The sequence below is a fragment of the Dysgonomonas sp. 25 genome, from assembly GCF_010501075.1.
Classification (GTDB): Bacteria; Bacteroidota; Bacteroidia; order Bacteroidales; family Dysgonomonadaceae; genus Dysgonomonas.
In genome coordinates this window covers 391,345-417,636 of record NZ_QVMN01000002.1, presented here as the reverse complement: position 1 = coordinate 417,636, position 26,292 = coordinate 391,345, and the positions used below count along the sequence as shown (strand labels likewise).

General features: G+C 43.7%; 23 protein-coding genes. 10 read left to right on the top strand and 13 right to left on the bottom strand.

The features are described from left to right. Positions 1-29: 29 nt before the first annotated feature. Positions 30-2,930 (bottom strand): pitrilysin family protein, encoded by a 2,901-nt coding sequence (locus D0T66_RS04860; protein WP_163356118.1) that lies wholly within the window; start codon positions 2,928-2,930, stop codon positions 30-32. Positions 2,931-3,205: 275 nt separating this feature from the next. Between D0T66_RS04860 and D0T66_RS04855 the strand changes: the two genes are divergently transcribed. The 3 genes from D0T66_RS04855 to D0T66_RS04845 are packed head-to-tail and all read left to right on the top strand — an operon-like array spanning position 3,206 to position 5,938. After that, positions 3,206-3,955, top strand: a complete 750-nt coding sequence (locus D0T66_RS04855) for a (Fe-S)-binding protein (protein WP_163356117.1) — start codon at positions 3,206-3,208, stop codon at positions 3,953-3,955. 8 nt (positions 3,956-3,963) lie between these two features. Beyond that, entirely contained in the window at positions 3,964-5,361 is a 1,398-nt protein-coding gene (locus D0T66_RS04850) for a lactate utilization protein B (RefSeq protein WP_163356116.1), read from the top strand. Continuing rightward, positions 5,354-5,938, top strand: a complete 585-nt coding sequence (locus tag D0T66_RS04845; protein ID WP_163356115.1) for an LUD domain-containing protein — start codon at positions 5,354-5,356, stop codon at positions 5,936-5,938. Before D0T66_RS04850 ends, D0T66_RS04845 begins: the two co-directional genes overlap by 8 nt. A 38-nt stretch (positions 5,939-5,976) precedes the next feature. Here D0T66_RS04845 and D0T66_RS04840 read toward each other — a convergent pair whose 3' ends face one another. From D0T66_RS04840 to atpD, 12 genes are all read right to left on the bottom strand, one after another. Beyond that, positions 5,977-7,524 (bottom strand): YfhO family protein, encoded by a 1,548-nt coding sequence (locus D0T66_RS04840; protein ID WP_163356114.1) that lies wholly within the window; start codon positions 7,522-7,524, stop codon positions 5,977-5,979. 13 nt (positions 7,525-7,537) lie between these two features. After that, positions 7,538-8,701 (bottom strand): ATP-binding cassette domain-containing protein, encoded by a 1,164-nt coding sequence (locus D0T66_RS04835; RefSeq protein ID WP_163356113.1) that lies wholly within the window; start codon positions 8,699-8,701, stop codon positions 7,538-7,540. Positions 8,702-8,841: 140 nt separating this feature from the next. After that, complete coding sequence (locus D0T66_RS04830; RefSeq protein ID WP_163356112.1) at positions 8,842-9,921, bottom strand: acyltransferase; 1,080 nt, start codon at positions 9,919-9,921, stop codon at positions 8,842-8,844. 119 nt (positions 9,922-10,040) lie between these two features. Continuing rightward, positions 10,041-10,925, bottom strand: coding sequence for a F0F1 ATP synthase subunit gamma (locus D0T66_RS04825; protein WP_163356111.1), 885 nt, complete (start codon positions 10,923-10,925; stop codon positions 10,041-10,043). Between the two features lie 7 nt (positions 10,926-10,932). Then, entirely contained in the window at positions 10,933-12,519 is a 1,587-nt protein-coding gene (gene atpA / locus D0T66_RS04820; RefSeq protein WP_163356110.1) for a F0F1 ATP synthase subunit alpha, read from the bottom strand. Positions 12,520-12,552: 33 nt separating this feature from the next. Beyond that, a complete protein-coding gene (locus D0T66_RS04815; RefSeq protein ID WP_163356109.1) occupies positions 12,553-13,104 on the bottom strand; it encodes a F0F1 ATP synthase subunit delta in 552 nt (183 codons plus the stop codon). 6 nt (positions 13,105-13,110) lie between these two features. Beyond that, a complete protein-coding gene (atpF, locus tag D0T66_RS04810) occupies positions 13,111-13,611 on the bottom strand; it encodes a F0F1 ATP synthase subunit B (RefSeq protein WP_163356108.1) in 501 nt (166 codons plus the stop codon). Between the two features lie 16 nt (positions 13,612-13,627). Then, positions 13,628-13,888 (bottom strand): ATP synthase F0 subunit C, encoded by a 261-nt coding sequence (atpE, locus tag D0T66_RS04805; RefSeq protein ID WP_163356107.1) that lies wholly within the window; start codon positions 13,886-13,888, stop codon positions 13,628-13,630. 63 nt (positions 13,889-13,951) lie between these two features. After that, positions 13,952-15,055, bottom strand: a complete 1,104-nt coding sequence (gene atpB, locus D0T66_RS04800) for a F0F1 ATP synthase subunit A (RefSeq protein WP_163356106.1) — start codon at positions 15,053-15,055, stop codon at positions 13,952-13,954. Continuing rightward, a complete protein-coding gene (locus D0T66_RS04795) occupies positions 15,039-15,452 on the bottom strand; it encodes a hypothetical protein (RefSeq protein WP_221412175.1) in 414 nt (137 codons plus the stop codon). Before D0T66_RS04795 ends, atpB begins: the two co-directional genes overlap by 17 nt. After that, positions 15,449-15,697: an ATP synthase F1 subunit epsilon gene (gene atpC / locus D0T66_RS04790; protein WP_163356104.1), complete on the bottom strand. Its 249-nt coding sequence runs from the start codon at positions 15,695-15,697 to the stop codon at positions 15,449-15,451. The genes D0T66_RS04795 and atpC overlap by 4 nt, the downstream gene beginning before the upstream one ends. 10 nt (positions 15,698-15,707) lie before the next feature. Further along, positions 15,708-17,219 carry a F0F1 ATP synthase subunit beta gene (gene atpD, locus D0T66_RS04785; protein WP_163356103.1) on the bottom strand — a complete coding sequence of 504 codons (1,512 nt, stop codon included), beginning with the start codon at positions 17,217-17,219 and terminating at the stop codon, positions 15,708-15,710. Between the two features lie 368 nt (positions 17,220-17,587). On the opposite strand from atpD, the gene D0T66_RS04780 reads away from it, so the two are divergent. The 7 genes from D0T66_RS04780 (at position 17,588) to miaA (ending at position 26,112) form a co-directional block, all read left to right on the top strand. Continuing rightward, positions 17,588-18,781: a saccharopine dehydrogenase family protein gene (locus tag D0T66_RS04780; RefSeq protein ID WP_163356102.1), complete on the top strand. Its 1,194-nt coding sequence runs from the start codon at positions 17,588-17,590 to the stop codon at positions 18,779-18,781. An 86-nt stretch (positions 18,782-18,867) separates the two neighbouring features. After that, on the top strand, positions 18,868-20,337 hold the full coding sequence (locus tag D0T66_RS04775; protein WP_163356101.1) for a glycosyltransferase family 39 protein: 1,470 nt from the start codon (positions 18,868-18,870) through the stop codon (positions 20,335-20,337). Positions 20,338-20,386: 49 nt separating this feature from the next. Next, the gene (locus D0T66_RS04770; RefSeq protein ID WP_163356100.1) at positions 20,387-22,243 is read left to right on the top strand and encodes a hypothetical protein; all 1,857 of its coding nucleotides are present in this window, start codon (positions 20,387-20,389) and stop codon (positions 22,241-22,243) included. Positions 22,244-22,311: 68 nt separating this feature from the next. Continuing rightward, positions 22,312-22,863 (top strand): DUF4924 family protein, encoded by a 552-nt coding sequence (locus D0T66_RS04765; protein ID WP_163356099.1) that lies wholly within the window; start codon positions 22,312-22,314, stop codon positions 22,861-22,863. Between the two features lie 4 nt (positions 22,864-22,867). After that, positions 22,868-24,139: a peptidase U32 family protein gene (locus tag D0T66_RS04760; RefSeq protein WP_255489706.1), complete on the top strand. Its 1,272-nt coding sequence runs from the start codon at positions 22,868-22,870 to the stop codon at positions 24,137-24,139. A gap of 515 nt (positions 24,140-24,654) precedes the next feature. Beyond that, entirely contained in the window at positions 24,655-25,203 is a 549-nt protein-coding gene (locus D0T66_RS04755) for a plasmid pRiA4b ORF-3 family protein (RefSeq protein WP_163356098.1), read from the top strand. Then, entirely contained in the window at positions 25,204-26,112 is a 909-nt protein-coding gene (gene miaA, locus D0T66_RS04750) for a tRNA (adenosine(37)-N6)-dimethylallyltransferase MiaA (RefSeq protein ID WP_163356097.1), read from the top strand. It abuts the gene before it with no gap. Positions 26,113-26,292: the final 180 nt, after the last annotated feature.

Sequence of the window (26,292 nt, the reverse complement as noted above, 5' to 3'; positions counted from 1 at the left end):
TTACTTTTATAAGATTGTTCAATATCGGATTAATAGCCGAATATCTCGTCTTGTTTCAACATTGTCACCTTTCCTATCTTGTTCAAAGCACCCATATTGATATCTTTGGTATTACCCAAAATAGAATAGGTTAGCGGCTTGTTTTTGATATATTCTTCCTGGAATTTAGTAACATCACCCAATGTCAGTGTAGGAACTTTTTCGAATACAGCTTTGCGTGTATCTTCCGTCCTGTTCCATTTCTTAGCATTCATATACGACCACAAAATATCTTCGCGGAGGACACGCTCTGTACGGATGCGTGTTATAATATTTTCTTTTGCTATATCAAACGCTTTTTCCGACTGAGGGAGGTTATTCAATATTTCATTGAACGCGTCGGTGGCATCCGTCATCTTATCTGTCTGCGTACCAATATATGTGCTCAGGTAATAAGAATACTCCGGATCGGAAGGCGAGCTATAACCGGCCCATGCCGTATAAGCCAACGCTCTGGCTTCGCGCATTTCCTGGAATACGATACTGTTCATTCCACCGCCGAAATATTCGTTATACAATTGACGTACAGGCTCGATAGAAGCATCATACTTTCCACCTTTGTGCATAGCTGCCATCAAAATCTGTTTGGCATCATAGTTTGCCACGTACACCTTCGGTTCTTTTGTTTCCTGTTCTACGAATTTCACTGCTTCCGGAACGGCTTTCAATTGATCGGCAACAGCATGATTCTTATTCAGTTTGTCGAGCAATTCGTCCTGTGCTAACGGCCCGTAGTACATGATAGTGTGCTGATATTCTTTCAGGCTTTTAATCTTGTCGACTAATACCTGAGGATTCATGCTATTCAATTCTTTTTCGGACAATATATTAGTCACCGGAGATTTCGGCCCCCATTGAGTATAAACCATCAAACGCTGGAAGTTGGCACTCTGATTGGCTTTTGCATCCATACGGCTTTTCAGCACATTCATCGATAGGTTCTTATATGCCTCCATATCGACCTGTGCATCGGCCAAACGATCTTCGAGTAATGCCATCGCTTTGTCGAAGTTTTCGCTCAAACCAGAGATATATACATACACACGGTCGCTGGTAGAATTAACACCGAACGAACATGCCAAATCATACAGCTCACTCTTAATTTCTTCTGCCGTCTTGGTCGATGTACCGAGATAATTCAGGTATTGGAAAGCTGTACCCAATGCCTTATCGTTCTTGTTGCCCATCTCGAATACATAATACATCGAGAAGAGTGGGTTTGTTGTATTCTGTTTGTAAAGAACCTCGATATCGTTCTTCGCTTTCAGTTTATCCAAATCCTTGCTGTAATCTACAAATACAGGCTCGATAGGCGTCACCTCACGCGCTTTGATATCTGCGAGGAACTGGCTTTCCGAGTTGCGGTTGGTAGGTATCGGCGTGAGAGACGGTTTATCGATCTTTTCGTCCGAAGGCGCACCTTGTTTCTTATACACAACCACATAATTATCGTTGAAGGATTTATTACAGAAATCGACGATATCCTGCTTAGTCAGTTTAGACTGGTAGTCTACCTTATTCACTTCATCCTCCCAGTTGATATTATACACAAAAGCATTCAACTGCACACGTGCAGCATACGAAGGCTCTTGCATCTGGTAGTATTGGTTGAGTTTGAAGTTGTTGATGACCGCAGCCAGCAGCTTCTCGTCAAATTCGCCTTTTTTCAGTACATCCAATTGTCCGAGAAGCAACTCTTTCGCCTCATCCAACGTTTGTCCGGCTTTTGGTGTTCCGTATAATACCAAAGCACCATAGTCGGCATTATTCATGGCATAACTTCCTGCCCGCAGCATCTTTTGCTTTTGATTCAGGTTCAAATCGATAAGTCCTGCTTTTCCATTCGTTAGGATATAATCGATCAGTTCGAGCATTACAGCATCTTTGGTATTCGCTCCCGGTGTGCGGAAAGCGATGGTTATATTTTCAGCCTCGAGGCCTACCACTTCCTTCACAACGGGGCTGCTAATAGGCGTTTCTGCATCAGTCTTCAGTTCAGGCACATCTTTACGTTGCATATCGCCAAAATATTTGTCGATGATCTCGATCACCTTATCCGGGTCAAAATCTCCCGCCATACACACAGCCATGTTATTAGGCACATAATATGTTTCTAAGAAATTCTTGATATTGGTTATCGAAGGATTTTTCAGGTGTTCCTGGCTTCCCAAAACGGTTTGCTTCCCATACGGATGGTGTGGGTACAAGCCGTTGAACATGGCCTCACGCACCTTGCGTCCGTCGCTTGTCAAGCTTCTGTTATACTCTTCATACACGGTTTCCAATTCCGTATGGAAAAGGCGCAGAACAGGATTCTTGAAACGGTCAGCCTGAATCATCGCCCAGTTCTCGATTTCATTTGCCGGAATATCTTCTTCATAAGCCGTCACATCATAAGATGTAAAAGCATTCGTACCCTGCGCGCCGATGGCCGACATCAGTTTGTCATACTCATTCGGGATAGCGATAGCTGCCGCCAATTGCGAGATACTGTCTATTTGCGCATAGATAGCCTTACGCTCAGCCATATCGTCAGTCTGGCGGTATGTTTCGTACAAAGCTTCTATCTGATTCAGGAAAGGTTCTTCGGCTGCATAATCGGTCGTCCCGAAATGCTTAGTTCCTTTAAATAACAGGTGTTCGAGGTAGTGAGCTAATCCTGTCGTTTCCGACGGATCATTTTTGCCTCCGACACGCACACCAATATAAGTTTGTATACGCGGTTTATCCTTATTTACAGACAGATAAACTTTCATACCGTTATCCAGCGTATAGATGCGTGTATTCAACGGATCATTCGGTACACTTTCGTACTTGTATTTGTCGCCACAAGAAACCATAAACAGTACCGAAACTGTAAATAGTAAAGCGATGATTAAATTTTTCTTCATAGAATGATTATTTTGAATAAACTTTTAATAGAGGAGGATTAATTATATCAGAACGTTTCTATTCGGGCATAAATATATGCATTATTACAATTAGATAGGCCTTTTTTGAGAAAAATAATTAACATATACTATTTGTCAGGCGCTTTTTGCGGGTACTTCACTCCTATTTCTATGCCTATATGTATCAGCCACTCATACAAAAAGCCCGAAATAAAGAACTATTACCTCCGATGCATTGTTTACTAATCAAGTATAGTCAACAAAAGATCAATATTATGAAAATAGGATTATTCATTCCCTGTTACATCGACGCCATATATCCCGAAGTAGGCATTGCAACGCTCGAATTGTTAGAAAAATTAGGATTAGACGTTGGTTTCCCCCTCGAACAAACTTGTTGCGGACAACCTATGACCAACGAAGGGGATTTCGAAAGCGCCAAGGCTGCCGAAGAGCTATTTGTCAAGAATTTCAAGGACTTCGACTACATCATAGGCCCTGCCGGCAGTTGCGTGAAACAGGTACGTGTACATTACGATAAGCTGGAACAGACCGACGAGGTGAAGCACGTCAGGGAAAAGACCTACGAATTAGTAGAATTTCTGCACGATATACTGAAAATAAAATCCTTCCCGGGAATCTCTTTCCCCTATAAAGTAGCATTGCACAACAGTTGCAGCTCGATACGGGGATTAAACATCGCAAAGCCTTCCGAGCGGATGGGCAAGCCATTCAACAAATCTGCCGACTTGCTGCAATTAGTCGATGGGCTCGAACTGGTTGAGCTAAGCCGCCCCGACGAATGTTGCGGATTCGGTGGTACATTTTGTGTAACAGACGAAGCTGTAAGTGCCAAGATGGGACACGACAAGGTAGAAGATTATGTCGCCAGCGGAGCCGAATATGTAGTCTCTCCCGATATGTCGTGCCTGATGCACCAGATGAGTGTAGCCCACAAAAACGGTGTCACACACATCCCGTTTCTGCACATTGCACAGGTATTGAATGGCGGACCTTTTAAATAAAAAGAACAATGGAAAAAATAGTAAACGTCACCAAAAACTCAGCTGAATTTATCCACAAAGATAATATCCACGAAAAAGAGCATGACAAAAATCTGTGGAATGCCCGCATCAAAAGGGATAAAATAGCTGCCACTATCCCCGAATGGGAAGAGTTGCGCGAACTGGCATCGCAAATCAAGGAGCACACGCTCAGCAATCTCGACCATTACCTCGAAATGTTCGAGAAGAATGCGACCAAACAAGGTGCAATTGTCCATTGGGCAAGCGATGCACAAGAGCATAACGAGATTGTATACAGCATACTCGACAGCAGAAAGGTTACTGCCATTATCAAGAGTAAATCGATGCTACAAGAGGAATGCGGCATGACTCCATTCCTCGAATCGAAAGGGATAGAAGTAACCGAAACCGACTTAGGCGAGCGTATACAGCAGCTAAGCGGCGAACGTCCTGCCCACATCGTTATGCCCGCCATAGAAAAGACAACCGAAGATGTAGCCAAACTCTTCGCCGAAAAGATAGGTACCGACCCTAATGATGACGATCCGCATTCATTGGCCGAGGCTATGCGCAACAATGCCCGCCCGAAATTCCTGAAAGCCGGAGCCGGTATGACAGGTGCCAATTTTGCGATTGCCGAAACCGGCTCATTTGTTGTCTGCACCAACGAAGGGAATGCCGACATCGGGGCATCCGTCCCGCCGATACACATTGCTAGTATCGGCATAGAAAAGCTTTTGCCCAAAGTGGAAGATCTGGGTGTATTTATCCGGCTGCTCTCGCGCAGTGCGCTGGGAACGCCTGCCACCCAATATACATCCCATTTCACCGGGCCGCGACAAGGAAGCGAATTGCATATCATCCTCACCGATAACGGACGAAGCAAACGGCTGGGCGAAAAAGATTTCTGGCATTCGCTCAAATGCATCCGTTGCGGGGCATGTATGAATACCTGCCCTGTCTATCGCCGGAGCGGAGGACTATCGTACGAGTCTACTTACTCGGGGCCTATCGGAATTATTCTCAGCCCGACATTCGATCTGGAAAAATACAGCGAACTGCCGTTCCATTCTTCTCTCTGCGGTTCTTGCTCGGAAGTGTGCCCGGTAAAAATAGATATTGCCGACCAGATATATAAATGGCGCGAAGTGGTATATGCCAAAGGTTATATGCCGAAGATGCATTCAGTCCTGTTCAGGGCAGCAGGAGAGGTATTCCAACATCCATCCTTGTTCCGCATAGCCGAACATGTAGGGAGCAAAGTATTGCCGCTTGTACCCGATTTCCTGATATACAGCAAACTGAATCCATGGACAAACAAGGATGATCGCGAAATGCTCACATTGAGCAAAGAGACATTCCGCGACTGGTATTTAAAGAACAGAAAGGAAGACAGCCATGAATAGTACAAAAGACCTCATAATGGGAGCTATACGGCAGAATAAGCCGAAGGACGCGCATCCTTATCCCCAGATACCCGCTTTTGCAAAAAGCAAGAAACCCATCTTGGACGAGTTCAAAGAAAATCTCGTCGAAGCGGCCGGAACATGGCACAATATACACAGCAGGGAGGAGGCGGAGAGACTTATACATCAGCTTCACCCCGATGCAAAGGTAATCTGCTCGACTACCCCTGAAATAAAAGGAAATAAAGATCTGAGCCAGATAACAGATCCACACGAGCTGAATGATGTGGACGTCGGCATTATCCGCGCCCGTTTTGGTGTTTCAGAAACAGGAATGGTGTATATAACAGGAAAAGATATGCATATCACCTCGCTCGGATTTCTTTCGCAGCACCTGATTATCCTCCTCGATCCGGTCAAAATGGTGCGCGACATGTATGAGGCATATAGCCATGTGGAACTGGAATCGAATCATTACAGTTGCTTCATGTTAGGCCCATCGGCCACTGCCGACATCGGAGCGGTTATGGTGCGGGGCGCGCAAGGCGCAAGAAGCCTCAGTGTATTTTTTATGTAGAAAACAAAGGACTACCCGATTGGGTAGCCCTTTATATTTTATTCGTCCGGAAGACCTTTCCATTTCTTTATCAATATACAGGTCGGTACCATCGCCAAGAACATGATTATCAGATTCACCCACAACATGACATCGATATAGTCTTCGAACCTTACGCGGTCGACATAATTTCCATATTCATCATAACGGGAATAATAGCCGTAATTGAGCTCCGTAAAAAGGATATACAGGAAGAAAATCAACGGAATCATTGCAGGCATCAGCCAAAGGAAGAAGTTAACAGCAACATTCGAATGGTTTCGGTTCGAATTGGATACTATTTTATTTATCAGATAAATAAGGATAGCAATAAAGAGGAATAGCCAGAATCCGAATACAAGCATCCCAGTCACCTCGCTATCGCTAAAGATAGATATAAGCGCCAGTACTCCCGTAAACAGGCTTATAAGCAACACCATAATACCGAGTATAACAAAGGCTTTCAACCACTTCTTCCCTGTAGTCACGCGCGCCGAAAATACCAACACCGAGAAGCCCAGCGAGAAGCAAAGACAAGTCAAGAGAATATATTCCATCACAGCTGTATCTTCGTGACTGTCGACCACTTTTTTATAGCCACCTTCGAGGTAAGAGAGTGAAAGAGACGGCCGGTAATAATCATCGTCATAGTAAGAAGAATAATATTCCGATGGAGCATCTTCATTAATTACTGTATGAACATCCACCGGATAAAACGGCGGATTATATATCCTGTCGAACCAGGTATCGGCAGTCAGATTCACCTTCACATCGTGTTTCTTTACCAATGCCATATATTCCTTCATCAGGCTGTAAATGCTGTCTTTACGCTCATTCGCCAGCCAGGATTTCACTTCGGCTATAGCCTTCTGTTGTTTTACATACTCCGGATCTTTCTCTTCATTATATGAAGAATAATAAGAGTAATGATTTTTCTTGTAGAAAAGTAACGACGCCCCATTATAACCGTTCACCGTGAACTGACCATCCGAATCGTACTGAATTGAATAATTATCCAGATCGAGCGTATCCAGATTCAACGGCATATCTTTCGGAATAGGAATAGGTTTGTCACTATCGGATGAATAGCTATAATAATACGTATCTGACGGTACTAATATCCGCACTTTTTCTATAATATCCAATGCTTTCTGAGCCTCCTTTACCGACGTCACCGCCTGCCATTTCGTAAGGCAACCCTTTGTCATAGAGAAGGGTATCACCGAAATTCCGGCACAGATAACAAAGATCAGCAACCATTCGGCATAAAGCTGAAGCGTTGTTCGCGGATAATAAATCCTGAATGCATTATTGCGCATGTAAAATACCAGCCACCCTACAAAAACGAGGACTCCGATAAAAATACTGGAAAAATACAGCAGGAAAATGCCGTCTCCGTCTAAGAAAGAGTAATAGTATGAACTGTCGAAAACCGTATTGGTGCTCCAATATCCGAATAGGAAGAACATCACGTTGGCCACCACTATAATGAGCATCACCGGAAACAAACGTATGTTCCACAGCAATGGATAGTTTTCTAATAAATATCGTTGTATTTTGTTTATCATCGGTTTATTGTTTTTAAGAAAGGAAAAATCTGCGTGTAGAACGTGATATGTTGCGGAAATACGTCAACGGCATCTGAAGATCGAGCACATGGCGCAGGAACGATTCGGTAGTGACCATTGCCGGGAAGCTGGCAACATACGTACCACCATTCATCTCCAAGCGGTCGAGCCCCAGAATCTTCATCGCCTGACCTATCTGTTCCATATTCCAATCCGTTTCGAATTCGACAATGAATTTCGGCACTTCGGTATATTCTACATCTACTCCATCCGCAGGATTAATCAGATTTCGCGGTGTACCGTTTTTCAGGAATATCACATCATCCGATGTTTTTTCCACCTCGTAGAGTTGCTGCGAACTCAATACAATACCCACCGGATTGAAAGGCGAACGGGCAATATCCCTGAAATCATCCAATACAATCTGCTGCGCCAGAATATCGAGGTTGGCCAACGGCTCGTCTATCAACAGCAATTTCGGCTTACGGAGCAATGCCCGCGCCAGTTCGAAACGCATCTTATAACCCGACGACAGGTTTTTCCATTTATAACCGCGATACTTGCGCAATCCCATACGGGCAATAATGAGTTGTACCGTCAACTCATTCATCTCGCCCACTATACCGTAGGTAGATGCAGCAAATTTCAGGTTCGAGAGCAACGATCCGTGCCATGTAGCCGTACGTTGCGGAATATATATCAGGTGCGAACGCAAGTCGTAAGTATCTTCGTGCAGGAAGAGATATTTTATCTGTCCCGCAGTAGGCTGCAACTCGCCGCATAAAGCACGCAGCAAAGTCGTTTTACCATTACCGTTCTCTCCCACCAGACCGATAATCTGGCGCTCCCTGATCTCGAAGCTGATAGGTCCGAGAGCAAAGCCCGAATTTTTGTACGAACGTATCAAATTCTCGATAGAGACAAGGGTATGCGGAGCCTCGTCGTATGCTTTCGCATCCAGTGTGCGGAATAACTCGACAAGGATAGTCTCGAACGGATCTTTCAATTCCGCCTGCGGATTACGCTCGAGCCAATCGATAAAATATAAGGTATTGCGGTAATGTTTTATATCATCTGTGTCGAGAGTGAAATCTATAATCCGTTTCAACAGCTGGTTATAATTTCCATATTCGAGAAGTTGATACAGTTCTTTCTTCTGAGTTTCGTAAATTGTCATCAATCAGATATTATGCTGTTTATATATAGTTGAGTGGCAAAGATATAGATTAAAAAGCAAAAAAAGTATAATAATTGTATAAATTAATGCGCGGATAAATGAAATAAAAGGCCACCGTTTCCGGCAGCCCTCGTCAATTTTTATCCTATAATATATTTACTTTTTGGCAGAAAAGATATCAACTTGCAGGTCAGATAACACAGCAGGAATGTAGATACAGCGATAACAACAATCGTCAGCGGTGTAGATAGGTGCTCATGCACCAGATTATACATCAATATCAGATAGAATATATGCATCAGATACATGCCGTAACTCAATTTGGAAGTGTCATTTATCCACGAATAAAACGTCCCTTTCCCCGCATTGAATGTTTTGAAGACCAGGAATATTCCGAAAGCCATCAAAGCTACATTCGGCGTACAGAAGCGCCAGCTGATTTCCAGCATCATTATATCTTCCGTGTTGCCCATGAAATGGTTGAACACTTCGGTCGTAGCAAAATAGCCTATCAGGAACGAAGCGATACCTACAATGCGCATTTTAGCCGCAGGCCAGTTAATATGTTCGCGTATATAATGCGCCAGTATTACGTAGCCAATATAGCCCGAAAAGTAATAGATAGAACTAAATTCGTTCCAGAGAGCTTCTCCAAAGATATACTCGGGACTTATCAGCTTGACGTAGTGATAGAAAGTCGTAGCAAACCAGATAAGCAGTACAGTCAGCTCGAACTTGCGGCTCGTTTTCTCCAACCACGGAGACAATATAGGCATGAAGAGGTATATCCCGATTAACATATAGACATACCACAAATGTCCTGCATTATCCGTAAAGTTGAAAATCAAGCGTTTAAGATTAGCTACTACGTCGTCTCCCGTAAAATCGCCCCATACGGCAGGGAGACAGGCATACATCAACAGCCAGACAATAAACGGAACCAACACACGCACAAAGCGCCTCCTATAAAACTGTCCCGGCGAAACCTTCAATGGCAGCAACAAATAGCTCGACGTCATGATGAAAAGCGGAACAGCCGCCCGCATCGCCCCGTCTATATACGATACCCATAGTCCATCGCCCGGAGCAATAGAGATGCTTGAATTTTCGCCGATATAAAAGAATTCGCAGGCATGTACTACAATCACCATAAAACAGGCAAAAACACGCAGATAGTCAAGGAAAACAATACGCTCGCGCGGAGGGCTAAGTGTTGTCATCGGGTATTAGATTTTTTAAAGTTATTATTCAGTCCCAAAAGTAAGGAATATAACACAAACAACAAAGGTTGTCGGAAAGAATCCGGCAACCCTCGTCGATAATAAGCGTGTTTATTGTATTATCCCTGCAAAGCCGAAGCCCCGCCGATAATATCTAACAATTCGTTTGTAACAGCTTGCTGGCGTGTTTTATTATACTGAATACCCAAATCGTACAGCAAATCGTTAGCGTTGTCCGTAGCAATCTGCATAGCCATCACACGGGCAGCATGCTCCGATGCGTTGGAATCGAGCAAAGCAGCAAAGAGGCGCGAATAAAGAACATTCGGAATCAACGAATCCAGAATTTCCTTTTTCGACGGCTCGTAGATATAGTCGGGCTGATAGCCGCTATCCTTTTCTGCCACCTCATCTTCCGATGCAAATTCGAAAGGCAGGTATACTTTGTTCATCAGCAATTGCGAACCGGTAGATTTGAAATGGAAGTATATCAGTACGATTTCATCCACCTCTTCACCGGCAAATTTGGTTATCAAATCCTTTGCTAATTCCTGCACCTCCTCATACGAAGGGGCGTCCGCCATTCCGATGTAATCGCCTTGCGCCGTAAGTTGAAGTTTCTTCACAGCATCGGCAATCTTCTTACCGACAGGATATATCAGGATGTTTTCCTTTCCTAAATTCTCATATTTCGTGTAGGTTGCCCTGAACTCCTTGATAATATTAGAGTTGAAGCCACCACACATACTCGAATTGGAAGAAAAAGCAACAATACCGACGCGCTTTACCTCGCGTTTCGCGATGAAAGGCGAATCGTAGGAAGTATCCGAAGACAGCAGACGGTTCAAGATGGCATCCAGCTTTTCCTGATAAGGCAAAAAGTTCGTGATAGCCGTCTGTGCCTTACGCAACTTAGCCGATGCAATCATCTTCATAGCCGACGTAATCTTACGTGTGCTCCGTACCGAGTTTATCCTGCCTTTTATTTCCTTCAAAGATGCCATAATTCAACTAATTTTTATATAGAGCTGCAGTATCGTCTGCTACTTTCTCCAATATTTTCTCAACCGACTCGTCGATTTTACCCGACCTCAGCACATCCAACACATCTTGCTGGTGATTCATCTCGAGGTTGCGCAAAAATGCTTTCTCAAAATCGAGCACCATTTCCGTAGGTACATCCTTCAACAGACCATGCGTACCACAATAGAGGATAGCAATCTGTTTCTCTACCGGCATAGGCGAATGTTGCGGCTGAACAAGCAACTGCGTATTCTTCTGCCCTTTATTGATGGTCATTGCCGTAACGGGGTCCATATCGCTACCGAATTTGGCAAATGCCTCCAGTTCGCGGTATTGAGCCTGATCTATTTTCAATGTTCCGGCAACCTTCTTCATCGCTTTTATCTGAGCCGAGCCTCCCACACGGGATACAGAGATACCTACGTCAATCGCAGGGCGAAGTCCCGAGTTGAACAAGTCCACATCGAGGAATATCTGTCCGTCGGTAATCGAAATTACGTTCGTCGGGATATAAGCCGATACGTCACCCGCCTGCGTTTCGATAATAGGCAAAGCCGTAAGCGAACCGCCACCTTTGACTTTTCCTTTCAAGTCGTCCGGAAGGTCGTTCATTTGCTCTGCGACCTCTTGCTGGCCGATAATTTTGGCAGCACGCTCAAGTAGGCGAGAGTGAAGGTAGAATATATCACCCGGATAGGCCTCACGTCCCGGAGGACGGCGAAGAATTAACGACACCTCGCGATAGGCTACCGCCTGCTTGGACAAGTCATCGTAAACGACTAAGGCATGACGGCCGGTATCGCGGAAATACTCGCCGATAGATGCTCCTGCAAAGGCTGCGAAATACTGCACGGCAGCAGGTTCGGCAGCTGTACCGGAGACAACGATGGTGTAGTCCATCGCCCCTTTATCCTTGAGTGTCTGCACGATATTGGCTACGGTAGATGCTTTCTGACCGATAGCCACATAGATACAATACACCGGATTGCCGGCTTCGTAAGCGGCTTTCTGGTTTATGATAGTATCGATGGCGATAGATGTTTTACCCGTCTGGCGGTCACCGATAATCAACTCGCGTTGTCCTTTTCCGATAGGTATCATCGAGTCTATCGCTTTGATACCTGTCTGTAAAGGTTGCGTTACGGGCTGACGATAGAGTACCCCCGGCGCTTTACGCTCCAGCGGCATTTCCAGCATCTCGCCTGTAATCGGGCCTTTACCGTCTAACGGATCACCGAAAGGAGTAATTACACGCCCCAGCATACCATCGCCTACCTTGATAGAGGCAATGCGTCCGGTACGTTTCACGGTAAATCCTTCTTTAATCTGATCCGACGGGCCTAACAACACAGCTCCGACATTGTCTTCCTCGAGGTTCATCACCACAGCACGGATGCCGTTGTCGAACTCGAGCAATTCGTTTGCCTCTGCATTTTTCAGCCCATATACACGAATAACTCCGTCTCCGACATAGAGAACCGTACCAACCTCGTCGAACTGAACCTGGCTGTCGATTTTCTCCAATTGCATTTTCAATATTTCGGAGACTTCGCTGGCTTTTATATTTTCAGACATAATTTTTCTTTAATTATACATTATGAGTATAAGTTACGATTGGGCATTGTCGGCCATAAGTTGTTGTTTTATCCTGTTGAGCTGCGTGCGCACGCTGGCATCGTAGCGGTAGGTATCGAAATAGAGGACAAAACCGCCTTCTATATCGGGGTCGACAGCCGACTCGAAGTCGATATCGCCCTGTTTCACCTGCTGCACCAATGCTTTCATCTTGTCCGCAATCTTTTTATCGACAGGCGTAGCCGTGACCAAACGACCGGTATTGATATGTTTCAACTCGCAATACAAGTCGCCATAGGAAAGCGCCATCGATTGCAGATAGGATTCCCGGCGTTGTTTGAGCACGAGTTGGACAAAATTATCGAATACAGGAGTCGTTTTGTTGTCGAGCGCAGCCTTCACCAGACTCAACTTATCTTGCACAGCCAGCGTAGGATTATCCATCGCCATACGCAACCGCGGAACAGCAGCAAATTGTTTTGCCAACAGTTTCATCTCCGAATACACCTTGTCTTCGGATTTTTCGTCTATTGCATATTCCAGCAATGCTTTAGCATATCGCTTCGAAATCATTCCTACATTCATAACTCATTAAGATTTAGATACGAGAGCCTCATCAACTAAGCGATCAATCATTGACATTTGTTCTTTAGGGTCCTTCAAAGAATCGCGGAGCACTTTCTGCGCTACGTCTACCGAAAGTTCGGCTACCTGACGACGGATGTCGCGGATAGCCTGTTCCTTTTCGGCTTGTATTTGCAGGCGGATTTCGTCCAATTCTTTTTGTCCCGCAGCTTTAGCCTGATCGCGCGCCTCAGCAATAATGCGGTCGCGCGTTTCGGCTGCTTCTTTCAAGATTTTGCCCTGTTCAGTCTTCGCCGATGAGAGAATTTCTTCGCTCTGTTGTTTTATCGATGCCAGTTGTTCATTGGCTTTGTGAGCCGCTTCGAGCGAATCGTCGATGTACGCTTTACGGTCGTTCACCATTTTGGTGATAACGGGGAATCCGTATTTAGCAAGTACAAAGAATACCACGCCGAAGCATAACAGCATCCAGAATACAAGACCAAATTCAGGTTTTAATAATTGCATATTTTTCTGTTATTCATTATCCCAACGCAAGGAAACATACAACTACAGCAAACAGAGCTACACCTTCGATAAGGGCGGCAGCAATAATCATAGACATACGAATATCGCCACTTGCTTCGGGCTGACGTGCAATACCTTCCATTGCCGAACCACCGATTTTACCGATACCTATACCTGCTCCGATAGCGGCTAAACCTGCTCCAAGAGCTGCACCTAACTGAGCCAGACCTGCTCCGGCTACTGCTTGCAATAATACTGCTAAAGTAGATAATAACATAGTTTTCTAATTTTTAGTTATTTAAACGATTTAATTTATTTTCAATATTTTATTTTTTCCGTATCAATGTTTTTCTTTGGCATGATGTGGTTCTACCTGTGCCAGACCAATAAAGACAGCCGACAACATAGTAAATACATATGCCTGGATATAAGCAACCAATAATTCTACAATATTCATAAAAATCGTCATCAGCACCGAGACAAAAGTCATTGAGCCGGATACTGCCGCTCCCATACTTGCGGTAACGAATATCAAACTCATCAATCCCAATACAATCGAGTGACCTGCCAAGATATTCGCAAAAAGACGGATCATCAAGGCGAATGGCTTGGTAAATACTCCTACCAACTCAATTACAGGCATAATCGGCATGATGGGAGACTTCAACCATACCGGAACATCAGGCCAAAAGATCTCTTTCCAATATTCTTTTGTTCCGAAAAAGTTTACCATAAAGAAAGTAAATAATGCCAGAACAACAGTTACCGAAATATTACCCGTTACATTCGCTCCTCCCGGAAAGATAGGAATCAATCCCATCAAGTTATTCAGGAAGATAAAGAAAAACGCTGTCAACAAGTAGGGTGTAAATTTCCGGTAATTCTTACCGATACATGGCTTGATCATATTATCAACCAAATCCATGATAAACATCTCCATAAAGCCGACAAAGCCTTTTGGTGCTACAGGCACTTCCGATTTACTGTTTTTCTTGTACCAACGCGCTACACCCAATATAATGATAAGGAGCAATATACTACCCATCATCAAGGACAATGTATTTTTTGTAATGGAAATATCCCACGGGCGAATTTCTTCTCCAGCAGCATTTTTTTCTACAATTTTACCTTTATAATCTCCCGACTGGGCTATATAAAAGCCATTATAGGCTTCTGTTCCGTGGTGGAAATGTGACGAAAGGAACGTGTGAAATCCGGTTTGCTCACTGTATAAGATAACAGGTAACGGGATACTGATATGCGTATCGTTCCACGTAGCGATATGCCACTCGTAGCCGTCGCTCACGTGATCCATTACCATGCCGGTTACATCTACTTTCCCGTCTTCGCTTGTACCTCCTGCGGCATATACTGAAGGCAGAGAAGCCATCAATAACACACAGGTCAGTACAATATATTTCAGATAATTATTCATTATTCTCATTTGCTTTAATATGTTTCTCTATCCTCGAAAAAGCGAATAATTCGGCTAAAAGAAACAATATATAAAAAACAACAAATACTATTATAAAGGTTTTCAGGTCGCTTCCTTTGTTCAGAATAACATAAAACAGCACAAAAAACAAAGAAAGCACTACTTTTATAACCTTCGTCAACATATAAATGTTGATCAGTTTCTTCTTATCTTTTTTCTGGCTGCCCGCCGATACCAATTGGATATTCACCACTTCGACAAACAGAAAAAAGAGTATAATTGCAAAAAAAGAACTCCAGCTGATCATATGTTGCAAATGGTTCAATACTGCTGCGACTATCGCCCCTGCAACCAAAGCGTAGCCAACCATTCCTGAGATCAACCTTATCTTTAGTAAATTCATCAAGATACGCAGATAGTTACAACATTCTGATTCACTTCGGCTACGCCGCCTTTCACTTCGATGGTTTCTTCCTTGCCTGCGGTGGTGTAAGTGATTACTCCGGCAGTCATAGGCGATACCAATGGCGCGTGATTGGCATATACACCGAAAAGTCCTGAAATCCCGGGAATCACAACAGATGTAACTGCCCCCGAGAATAACTTTTTCTCCGGCGATATAATATTTAATTGTAATTCCTGATTATTCATAGTCTTTTATTTAACCAGCAGCCTGAGCCAATATCTTCTTACCTTTTTCCATAGCCTGTTCGATTGTACCCACATTCAGGAAAGCCTGTTCCGGAAGGTCATCGACTTCTCCGTTGAGAATCATCTTGAAGCCTTTTATCGTATCCTGAATATCGACAATCACACCCGGTACTCCGGTAAATTGCTCTGCCACATTAAACGGCTGAGACAAGAAACGTTGTACACGGCGAGCGCGATTCACAACCAATCTGTCATCATCCGAAAGTTCTTCCATACCGAGGATGGCAATAATATCCTGCAATTCCTTGTAGCGCTGAAGAATTTGTTTCACCTGCTGTGCTGTATTGTAATGCTCGTCGCCCACAACAGCCGCATCGAGGCTTCGCGATGTAGAACCGAGCGGGTCCACCGCCGGATAGATACCTAATTCCGTAATCTTACGGTCGAGCACCGTCGTTGCATCCAAGTGGGTAAATGTAGTAGCCGGAGCAGGGTCAGTCAAGTCATCGGCCGGTACATATACCGCCTGCACCGATGTGATAGAGCCCGATTTGGTAGAGGTGATACGTTCCTGCATCGCTCCCATTTCGGTAGCCAATGTCGGTTGATAACCTACTGCCGAAGGCATACGCCCCAAGAGTGCGGATACTTCCGAACCTGCTTGCGTGAAACGGAAGATATTGTCGATAAACAGCAGGATATCTTTCGGTCCGTCCTTAGCGTCGCGGAACGATTCGGCAACGGTAAGGCCTGACAAGGCTACGTCGGAACGCGCACCCGGAGGCTCGTTCATCTGTCCGAATACCAGCGATATCTGTGATTTTTCGAGTTCTTCTTTATCTACTTTCGACAAGTCCCAGTTACCCTGAGCCATGCTTTCTTCAAATTCTTTTCCGTAGCGGATAACTTCCGATTCTATCATCTCGCGAAGCAAGTCGTTTCCCTCGCGGGTACGCTCTCCTACTCCGGCGAAAACCGAATATCCGTTGTGCTTTTTGGCGATGTTGTTGATAAGCTCCATAATCAATACGGTCTTACCTACACCCGCACCACCGAACAACCCGACTTTACCTCCTTTGGCGTAAGGGGCAAGCAAGTCGATAACCTTGATTCCTGTAAACAGGACTTCGCGGCTCGCTTCCAGTTCTTCGAATTTAGGTGCCGGACGGTGGATAGGTGCGCCATCTTTCTTGTCTAACGTCTCCATGCCATCTATGGCATCGCCCGTGACATTCATCAAACGGCCTTTTACCTGCGTTCCTGTCGGCATCTTTATAGGAGAACCCAACGCTATCACCTCCAGTTCGCGACGCAATCCGTCGGTACTGTCCATCGCAACCGTACGAACAGTATCTTCGCCGATATGCTGTTTCACTTCGAGGATCAGGGTACGTCCATCAGGTCTTTTTACTTCCAGAGCGTCATTAATCTCAGGCAGATCGACTGCAGGGTTTGTCGTATCGAAACGAACGTCCACTACCGGTCCGATTATCTGCGAGATATGTCCAATTTTCTGTGACATAGGCTTAATATTATTATTTTGTTTTGCTAATTGTTCAATTATTTTTTCACCCTCTTCTTGCCTAAACAAAATCTATCACGAAAAGGTTTATATAAAAACTATTCAATGCAACCCATAGAATTTACAGATATATCTTCGAAGATATTGCAAATTCGGATTCAATATACTAAATTCGCTAATTTAGGATTTTTAGATGAATAAAGGTTGAAGATCGACCGTTTTTATCAAAGAAGCATATTCTTTTTTTGAAATGCTCAGCAAATATACAGAATATAAATTTTTAATTTTACTTTTGCAAAAGAAAAAACTAAGTACACTTAGTTTTAATTAACAGTGGGTAACTAAAATGTTAAAAAGATAAAACAGAAATGGGAAAAGTTTTAATCATAGGCGCAGGAGGTGTAGGCACGGTAGTAGCGTACAAAGTGGCGCAAAACAGCGACGTATTCACCGAAATCGTTCTTGCCAGCAGGACTAAAGCAAAGTGCGATGCCATTGCGGCCAAAATAGGCGGCAATAAAATACAAACCGATCAGGTTGATGCCGATAATGTGGAAGAGTTAATTAACTTATTCAAAAAACATAAACCCGAATTGGTGATCAATGTAGCATTGCCTTATCAGGATCTGACCATCATGGATGCTTGTCTGGCTTGCGGTGTCAATTATCTCGACACAGCCAATTATGAGCCTAAAGATGAAGCTAAATACGAATATAAATGGCAATGGGCATACCAAGACCGCTTCAAAGAAGCCGGATTGACTGCCATACTCGGATGCGGATTCGACCCGGGTGCAACAAGTGTTTTCACAGCTTATGCCGCCAAACATTATTTCGATGAGATGCAATATCTCGATATTGTAGACTGCAATGCCGGGGATCATGGCAAGGCCTTTGCCACTAATTTCAACCCCGAAATCAATATCCGCGAGGTTACCCAGAAAGGTAAGTATTGGGAAAACGGCAAATGGGTGGAAACCGAACCGCACGAAATACATAAGCCGATCGATTATCCCGAAATCGGGCCGAAAGAGTCGTATGTTATCTATCACGAAGAGTTGGAATCGCTCGTCAAGAACTACCCTACCCTCAAACGGGCACGCTTCTGGATGACTTTCGGGCAGGAATACCTGACACACTTGCGCGTGATACAGAATATAGGTATGGCACGCATCGATCCGGTTATATACAATGGTGTTGAGATAGTTCCTATCCAATTCCTGAAAGCGGTATTACCTGATCCGGGCGAACTGGGAGAAAATTATACGGGTATGACCTCTATCGGTTGCCGCATACGCGGATTGAAAGATGGCAAAGAACGCACTTACTATGTATACAACAACTGCTCGCACGAGGCTGCTTATAAAGAAACAGGCGCACAGGGCGTAAGTTATACGACGGGTGTTCCGGCAACTATCGGCGCGATGCTGTTCATGCAGGGTAAATGGCGCAAACCGGGTGTGTTCAACGTAGAGGAATTCGATCCCGACCCGTTTATGGAGCAAATGAATAAGCAAGGACTTCCTTGGCACGAAAAATTCGACATCAATTTAGAAGTCTAAATAATTTAAAGAAGGACTATTTCAATATGGCGAGTAGTCCTTCTTTTCTATAAATCTCCCATCAAAAAAACCTCCACCTCAATTATATGAAAGCAGATACAACGAATGGCATTTCGTTCCGCAAATACCTGAAATCGAAAGAGCAACGGACAGATTGGCTTATCCTTCTCCTATCGTGCATAATCGGTTTTGTAGTAATCAAAATCTGTTATCCCTACCCCGCTACCATAGAGGATTCGGCAACTTATGTGTCGGCAGCGGCAGAGGATACTTTTATATTTTACAGGCCTTTCGGGTATTCTTTTTTCCTGCAGATAGTACATGCTTTCTCGTCGAGTATACATGCTATATTCGTAACGCAAATGCTGGTATACTTTATTTCGGCATCAGTCTTTGCTTTCACTATAAAATACTTCTTCCGCCCCGCCAATAAATGGGTATGGTACGGGATGCTCCTCTTTTTCGTTTTCAGCCCTTGTGCCTTTTACATGGCAAACACGATGCTGAGCGACTTGCTCTTTGCTGCTATGGTATATATGCTGTTGGCAGCCTTCATTTTCGTTTTGAAGAAACAAAGCTGGGGAGCACTTATCTTTTTTTCCATCTTATTACTGTTTACGCTGCACATCCGCTATTCGGCAATGATATTCCCTATCCTTTTCATAGCTTTCTTTGTCACCATCAAAGGGAAAATGCGCTGGTTCTCCATTGCCGCAACAATAGTTGTTACCTGTTTTTTCTACCAGCAAATCAGGAACAGCATGAAGGAAACGACAGGATTGGATCAGTTTTCGACAGGGTTCGACGGCTGGCAGATGGCTAACAACGGGATGCACGTCATTCCTTACACCGATATCAAGCCGGAAGATATAAAAGACCGCCGTATGCAAGAACTGCATTACGTTATGCTGATGCACAAGGACGTGATATCAGAGAAGACAAGCAACGGCCCGACTTTTGCCTTTATGTGGACCAACGAACTCCCGCTGAAACAATATATGTTTTATTATATGCAGCAAACGCAAACGCCATATGCTACTTCGTGGGTAAAGTTAGGGAGCGGATTATACAAGGACTACGGCACCTACCTCATCAGGAAACATCCGCTATTGTTTATGCAGCATTATTATCTGCCCAACAGCAGACACATTTTCTACCCCGACAGGCGAGGCCCCATCGGCAGCTATACGCCCATCAGGGCAGAAAATATCTGCAAATGGTATAATCTTCCCGTTGAAACAAACAAAAGCGCCAAGCATCCGATTTACCAACAATTTGTAGCAGAAACCATAACCGTTTCGCACCTTATTATATGGATTGTAATAGCCTGCGTAAGTGTGGCAGCTATCGTCTTCCGCAAACGAATGAAATGGGAATCCGGTGAGAAGAAAACCTTTTGGGCATTAACCATATTCGGGTTGCTGTACTATGCCTCTACGGTCTTCGCGAGCCCGATAGATTTGCGCTTCTGGCTGCCAATGGGCGCGATACAATTTGCGTTTCTTTACATTTTGTTAAACAAAATAATACCTATATATAAGACGAAGGATTCATAATTAAGCGTCAAAAACATTACCTTTGTGCGGTAAAAAATAACCAAACTGAATGATTGCAATTATTTTATCGTGGCTTGTCATCTTTTTCGTTTTTTTTTCGGCGGGAGATATATGTATCAGGCTGTATAATAAAATCTGTAATAATAAAGAAGCATACGGAATCCTCGACACATTTATCTTAGGAATGTGCTTTGTCCTGATACCGCTTTCGCTGACGTCTCTCTGGCTCCCGTCCAATCAATATATATTGCTGTCGTATATCGTCATTGCTATCATCTACTGGATAGTCAACCGCAGTCATTTATCGGCTATCGTCAAAGGGGTAAAAGCTAAATATAACACATTATCCCGCACACAAAAGGTATTAATTATCCTGTCGATATTCTCCATTGCCACATTTATCATCTGGTCGTCATCATTCTACGATGCTTCCTATTACCATTACCAGCATATCCGCTGGAATGAAGAATACGCAGTAGTTCCCGGGTTAGGTAATATCGAAGATCGCTTCGGATTCAACTCGAACTATATGCTCCTATCAGCCATATTCACTTTTCGCTTTCTGTTCGGCGAGGCTATTTATCCCACGCAAGCCCTGCTTTTCGCACTGATACTTTGCTGGTGTCTGGTTAAATTGTTCCGATCGAAATTCAATATCCAATGGCTGATTCTGCTCGTTCTGATGTTCCTGATGTTTTTGAACAACAATAAGGCAATCTCAGACAGCAACACCGATATACTACCCAGTTTGTGTATCTTCTATATATTCGCCCGCACCGTATTCGAACCCGACTGGCTGGTGCGCAAGCCGCTGTTTATCTGCCTTGTGCTGGTAGCTATGGTAACGATAAAGGTTTCGTCTGCCGTATTATGCCTATTATGCCTCGTGCCGCTCATCTACCTGATGAAGAAAAAGCAATTTCGTGAATTTTCGTTTTTACTTCTTACGGGGACATTGTTAATCGGTTTGTGGTGCGTGCGTAATTATTATGTATCGGGCTATTTGGTATACCCTTTGCCGCAAGTAGACATCTTCAATCCCGACTGGAAGATGCCTTACGCCACAGCCCTATTGCAGCAAATACATGTAAATGCCTGGGCCGAAATAATGTATAATTCACCTTTCATCTTAACAAAGACATTTTTCGAAAATGTCAAACACGGGCAAATAACCTACTTCGAAAGCGTTATCGCCTGCATTATATATGGTATCGTTATCATCTCGCCAATTCTGGCATTGCTTACTTTCTTGCTGAAAAGAAAAATATCCCGATACCTCTATATAACATATGGCGCAGCCCTATTAAGTATTATCTTCTGGCACTTATCGGCGCCCGATTTCCGGTTTGCATATGGTCATTTATATGGAACGGCCTTTCTGGGGATTATATTTTTCCTGTCGCTTATCCGCAAAGAGCAAACTATCTTTCCTAAATCGGGAATGATCGTAACCGCCTTTGTAGTCATCGCACTCTTATTATCCTCGGCCAAAAATACATTGACAACAGGAAATACGATTACAGAGATGGCAGGCCAAACGACGAAAGAGGCATTCACCGAAAGGCTTATCAAACCAAGCCAACATCAGGACTATATCCCGTATATGACAGATCCGGCGAAAAAACCGGTTCCTTATCAAATGGGTGAAGTGACTATCTATGTCACTCCGAAAGGACAGAAAGAGGATAATTTCGATGTCATACCTGCAGCCGATTACAGGGGGCTTCCACATACAGATTTCTTGGGTTACAAACTCCAGAACATAAAAACCATCGAGTCGCGCGGAAACACCATACAAGACGGCTTCCGCACCAAAGAGGAATACATTACCATCCTGAACGACAGCAGCAATATCGAAGAATACATCAAAAGATACCACAGGAAGTACGAACTCGAAGGATACTAAACAAATCTAAAATCTTCTTTATACAACATAAATATTGTATCTTTGTCCACCGAAAAAGCTACAATAACATGCTTATAGCCAAAAAACTGAAACAAGAAAACATAGCCGAATACCTGCTCTATATGTGGCAGGTGGAAGATATTATACGCGCCAACAATTTAGACATCGACGCCATACAAAAAGCGATAATCGACCAGTTCGATCAGCCCGAAAGCGTTAAAAACGAAATAAGGAGTTGGTACGAAGGCTTGATAGAGATGATGCGCCGGGAGGACAAGAAAGAGAAAGGACATCTCATCATCAACGAGAACACTATCCGCGACCTCACCGACTTACATCTCCAATTGCTGAAAACGCCAAGCGAAAACGAATATATAACGACCTATTACAAAACATTACCCTTCATTGTCGAACTGAGAAGCAAATCGCAGGATAAAGGTACACCCGAACTCGAAACCTGTTTTGCAGCGCTGTATGGCTTCTTGCTTATGCGGCTGAAACAAAACGAAATTTCGGGCGAAACACAGGCGGCTATCTCGCAGATAAGTTCGCTTATCCGCATCTTGTCTCAAAAATACAAAGACTATAACGAAGGAAAACTGGAACTAAACGAAGAATAAGCAAATGAGCGGAAAGAATATAAAACCATCCGACATCGAAATAATGGCTCCCGTCGGTTCGTACGAATCGCTTGCAGCCGCCATACAAGGAGGAGCCGACTCGGTCTACTTCGGCATCGAAGGGCTGAATATGCGCTCGAAGTCGTCGAACAACTTTACGGTCGATGACTTGCACAACATTGCCAACATCTGCAACGAGAAAGGCATCAAAAGCTACCTAACGGTCAACACCATTATATACGACAACGACATGGAGCTGATGCACCGCATTGTAGATGCTGCCAAAGAAGCCAACCTTTCGGCTATCATCGCGGCCGACGTGGCGGTGATGATGTACGCCCGCAGCATCGGTGTCGAAGTACATCTATCCACACAATTGAATATCACCAATACGGAAGCGTTGAAATTTTACGGTCAATTTGCCGATGTGGTGGTTTTAGCGCGCGAACTGGATCTGAATCAGGTAGCAGCTATATATAATGATATTGTCGAGCAACAAATAAAAGGGCCTAACGGCGAACTTATCCGCATCGAAATGTTTTCGCACGGAGCGCTATGTATGGCCGTTTCGGGGAAATGTTACCTCAGCCTGCACGAGAAAAACCTCTCGGCAAACCGTGGTGCCTGCAACCAGATATGCCGGCGGGGCTACATCGTGAAGGATAAGGATAGCGAGATAGAACTGGAAATAGACAACGAATACATCATGTCGCCCAAGGATCTGAAAACAATCCACTTCCTAAATAAGATGCTGGATGCGGGCGTCAGGGTACTCAAAATAGAAGGACGTGCCAGAGGGCCGGAATATGTGCGCACCGTTGTCGAATGCTACAAAGAGGCCGTTAATTCTTATTGCGAAGGGTCTTTCAATGAAGAAAAGGTTGCGCGCTGGGACGAACGTTTAGCGACGGTTTTCAACCGCGGATTCTGGGACGGATACTACTTAGGGCAACGCTTGGGCGAGTGGTCGGGCAATTACGGTTCGGCTGCCACCAAACGAAAGGTATATATCGGAAAAGGAATAAAATATTTCTCCAATTTAGGAGTAGGCGAGTTTCTGATGGAAACCCAGACGCTGAAAGTAGGCGACGAAATATTGATAACAGGCCCTACGACCGGTGCTATAAGCCAGATTGTGGAGGAGATAAGAGTAGATATGAAACCTGTAGAAGAGACCGTTAAAGGGGAAAAATTCTCTATAAAAATTAACGAAAAAATACGTCCCTCGGATAAATTATTTAAAATTGTGAAGACAAAATTGCAATTTATTCAATAATTTGTATTATTTTCGAACCGTAATTGATAAGGACACGATAACTATACATTGAACAACAATAGTTTAACAGGGCATTCTGAAACAATAGCGCAGGCTAAAACCAGTTTACCAAAATCATAACGGATTTAAAATAAGCTAAACAGATGTTGTAAAAATGTGTTTTTATTGGATAGAAACAGATTTGTAATTATATTTGTATTGTCCAATGGGGCAAACAGACACATTGAAATAATGATTTAATTAAAAGAAATATATAAAATAGGGAGGCAGGACACTGAGGTAACTCAATTTTCATTTGACTATTCTTTCTTTCAACTTTGGGTCTTTTAATTCTTTGATTAGCCTGTGAAGGCGAAATTAGAATAACTTTAGTCAAGCGGAAATATCCTGTCTCTCTTTCTTTTTTTTAATTCTATCCCATATCCCCACTCATTTTCCTCTTATTTATGGCATTGTTTTTATATTCGATTCAAAAAAAGTATTATTTTTGAAGAGTAGAATGTAAAACTGAAACTATGATATTCCGATTTTTAATATTATCAGACGAAGCCGAAGACTTCAGAAGAGAAATCCAGATAGATGCCGACGCATCATTCCTTGATTTGCACCAAGCCATCATCAAATCGACAGGCTATACCGAAGGCGAAATGGCCTCATTTTTTATGTGTAGCGACGATTGGGAAAAAGAACAGGAGATAACCCTTATCGAGATGGACACGAGCTCCGAAGAAGATTCCTATACGATGGAAGGTACCAGATTAGGCGACTTCCTCGAGGATGAACACCAAAAAATGCTGTACGTCTTCGACTACCTCACCGAACGGGCATTCTTTATCGATTTGCGCGAAATCATTACAGGAAAGCATCTCGAAAAACCGCTATGTACCAAATCGGAAGGTGAAGCACCGGCACAATTCGTCGAATTCGAATCCATAGATACCTCGTCATCGTCTCTCGATACTGACGAAGTTTTCTACGGAACGGAAGGATATGACATGGACGAATTAGACGCCGACGGCTTCGACGGATTGGACAATATCCCTTCTGATAGCGAAGAATTCTAAATGAAAACGCTTATCGTTTTACTCGGGCCTACAGGTGTCGGTAAAACCGATTTAAGCATCCATCTGGCAAAACATTACAGTAGTCCTGTTATATCTGCTGACTCGCGACAGTTTTATCGCGGATTAGAGATAGGAACTGCTGCCCCTACCCCTGAGCAGCAAGCACAAGTAAAACATTTTTTTGTAGGCATGCTCCAAGTAGAGGACTACTACAATGCCAGTGAATTCGAAAATCAGGCTATAGCTACCATTAGCCAGCTGCACCAACAGACAGATACCGTCATTGCCTCCGGTGGGTCGATGATGTATATCGATGCTTTGTGCAATGGTATCGACGATGTACCGACTATCGACGAGAATCTCCGCAGGGAAGTATACGACTTATACGAGCGCGAAGGGCTGGAACCAATCCGCGCCCAGCTAAAGATACTCGACCCTGAATTTTACAATCAGGTAGACCTGAAAAATTACAAGAGGGTAATTCATGCGCTCGAGGTTTGCCTCATGACAGGGAAACCTTATTCTTCATTCCGCACAAAAAAGAAAAAAGAACGCCCTTTCCGAATCGTCAAAATCGGATTAATGCGTAACCGTGAAGAATTGTACGAGCGCATTAACCGGCGGGTAGATGAAATGATAGCAGAAGGCTTGTTGGAGGAAGCTAAAAAATTCTACCCTCGACGCCACCTGAACTCATTAAATACTGTAGGATATAAAGAATTATTCAAACACATAGCCGGCGAATGGGATTTAGACTTCGCCATTGAAAAAATCAAGCAAAATACCCGTATCTATTCGCGCAAACAAATGACATGGTTCAAACGAGACAAGGAAATACACTGGATAAACCTATCCGAAACAAACGAAGAAGATGCCCTTGCACAGATTATTCACATAGCTGAAATCTAAAATCCATCATAATCATTGCAATATCTTCTCCTTGAAAAATAGCAATTTACTTTTCTATATAGCTTTTAAAGCAAAAAAATCCCTTAAAACTTTATTAACCAAACAAAAAACTTTACTTTTGCATTGCAATTTGCCGGATATCAGACGGCTCGGCAGCCAATCGCGCCTAACCGCCTGTCT

Excerpts from the sequence above, each read along its gene's own strand:
- D0T66_RS04855 (WP_163356117.1), top strand. The coding sequence starts at position 3,206 with ATGAAAATAGGATTATTCATTCCCTGTTACATCGACGCCATATATCCC.
- D0T66_RS04755 (WP_163356098.1), top strand. The coding sequence starts at position 24,655 with ATGATATTCCGATTTTTAATATTATCAGACGAAGCCGAAGACTTCAGA.
- D0T66_RS04860 (WP_163356118.1), bottom strand. The coding sequence starts at position 2,930 with ATGAAGAAAAATTTAATCATCGCTTTACTATTTACAGTTTCGGTACTG.
- atpC (WP_163356104.1), bottom strand. The coding sequence starts at position 15,697 with ATGAATAATCAGGAATTACAATTAAATATTATATCGCCGGAGAAAAAG.
- D0T66_RS04760 (WP_255489706.1), top strand. The coding sequence starts at position 22,868 with ATGAGCGGAAAGAATATAAAACCATCCGACATCGAAATAATGGCTCCC.
- atpD (WP_163356103.1), bottom strand. The coding sequence starts at position 17,219 with ATGTCACAGAAAATTGGACATATCTCGCAGATAATCGGACCGGTAGTG.
- D0T66_RS04850 (WP_163356116.1), top strand. The coding sequence starts at position 3,964 with ATGGAAAAAATAGTAAACGTCACCAAAAACTCAGCTGAATTTATCCAC.
- atpF (WP_163356108.1), bottom strand. The coding sequence starts at position 13,611 with ATGCAATTATTAAAACCTGAATTTGGTCTTGTATTCTGGATGCTGTTA.
- D0T66_RS04775 (WP_163356101.1), top strand. The coding sequence starts at position 18,868 with ATGAAAGCAGATACAACGAATGGCATTTCGTTCCGCAAATACCTGAAA.
- atpA (WP_163356110.1), bottom strand. The coding sequence starts at position 12,519 with ATGTCTGAAAATATAAAAGCCAGCGAAGTCTCCGAAATATTGAAAATG.
- D0T66_RS04835 (WP_163356113.1), bottom strand. The coding sequence starts at position 8,701 with ATGACAATTTACGAAACTCAGAAGAAAGAACTGTATCAACTTCTCGAA.
- atpB (WP_163356106.1), bottom strand. The coding sequence starts at position 15,055 with ATGAGAATAATGAATAATTATCTGAAATATATTGTACTGACCTGTGTG.
- D0T66_RS04845 (WP_163356115.1), top strand. The coding sequence starts at position 5,354 with ATGAATAGTACAAAAGACCTCATAATGGGAGCTATACGGCAGAATAAG.
- miaA (WP_163356097.1), top strand. The coding sequence starts at position 25,204 with ATGAAAACGCTTATCGTTTTACTCGGGCCTACAGGTGTCGGTAAAACC.
- atpE (WP_163356107.1), bottom strand. The coding sequence starts at position 13,888 with ATGTTATTATCTACTTTAGCAGTATTATTGCAAGCAGTAGCCGGAGCA.
- D0T66_RS04825 (WP_163356111.1), bottom strand. The coding sequence starts at position 10,925 with ATGGCATCTTTGAAGGAAATAAAAGGCAGGATAAACTCGGTACGGAGC.
- D0T66_RS04830 (WP_163356112.1), bottom strand. The coding sequence starts at position 9,921 with ATGACAACACTTAGCCCTCCGCGCGAGCGTATTGTTTTCCTTGACTAT.
- D0T66_RS04780 (WP_163356102.1), top strand. The coding sequence starts at position 17,588 with ATGGGAAAAGTTTTAATCATAGGCGCAGGAGGTGTAGGCACGGTAGTA.
- D0T66_RS04815 (WP_163356109.1), bottom strand. The coding sequence starts at position 13,104 with ATGAATGTAGGAATGATTTCGAAGCGATATGCTAAAGCATTGCTGGAA.
- D0T66_RS04765 (WP_163356099.1), top strand. The coding sequence starts at position 22,312 with ATGCTTATAGCCAAAAAACTGAAACAAGAAAACATAGCCGAATACCTG.
- D0T66_RS04840 (WP_163356114.1), bottom strand. The coding sequence starts at position 7,524 with ATGATAAACAAAATACAACGATATTTATTAGAAAACTATCCATTGCTG.
- D0T66_RS04770 (WP_163356100.1), top strand. The coding sequence starts at position 20,387 with ATGATTGCAATTATTTTATCGTGGCTTGTCATCTTTTTCGTTTTTTTT.